Origin of the sequence: Pararcticibacter amylolyticus (assembly GCF_003130405.1) — a bacterium.
Taxonomy (GTDB): Bacteria; Bacteroidota; Bacteroidia; order Sphingobacteriales; family Sphingobacteriaceae; genus Arcticibacter; species Arcticibacter amylolyticus.
This window is the reverse complement of the sequence record NZ_QEAS01000091.1, coordinates 1-716: the sequence shown is the minus strand read 5'-3', so window position 1 is coordinate 716 and position 716 is coordinate 1. Positions and strand designations below refer to the sequence as shown.

At 59.2% G+C, this 716-nt stretch carries 1 protein-coding gene; it reads right to left on the bottom strand.

Translation table 11 applies throughout. The annotated features are described in order from the left end of the window. Positions 1 to 716, bottom strand: a 716-nt coding sequence (locus DDR33_RS26245) for a hypothetical protein (protein WP_109418512.1), incomplete at both ends; no start/stop codon positions are given.

Sequence of the window (716 nt, the reverse complement as noted above, 5' to 3'; positions counted from 1 at the left end):
GCAGGGCTGAACGAAGGAGTATTGACCAGGCCGCCCCCTGCACCCGTATCACTAACGCCCAGGCAGTCCAGTGAAGCCGTCACCAGTACCATACACCCTTCGGGGATCATCCCTTCCATTTCAAAGTCCAGCGCCTCCATATCCTTCCAGTCCGTCACCGTCACATCCTTCACCGCCACGTATTCATAAAATTCACTGCGGAAGTTCAGGGCCGTGACCAGGAACCTCAGCCGGTAGCTGTCTGACGCCTCTATTACCGCAGAAGGAATTTTCAACCCGCTAAGCTTGCCCCATCCATCCATCTGCACCCGCACCTTTCCCCCGCTGGTCAGCGAGACCGAGGGCCTCACCTTCAGCGCCTCCCGCAGCGGGCTGTTCGCATTGAACTCGAATCCTTCCAGGCAGCTCAGATCGCCGTCGTGCAGGTCCCTCGCCCCGCGCAGGGCGGTTTTACTTCTTAAAATACTCTGGTAAACAGCACTGTTGAAGCGGTTCACCATGGCCCCGTCATGCCGGTTGCGGAACACCGAGCGCAGGACCAGGCGGATAGCAGCTGCCGCTGTGCTGGCCACCCCGAACTCCCCGGCACTCGCCTGGCTGGCCGGGGTTTGCTTTTTCTTTCGTTTGGGAAGGCCCTGCACCACCGTACTGTTGCGGAACCTGCGGAACACCACAGTTCCCGCCGTTCCGTGCAGGGCACCATTTCTTTCTAATAT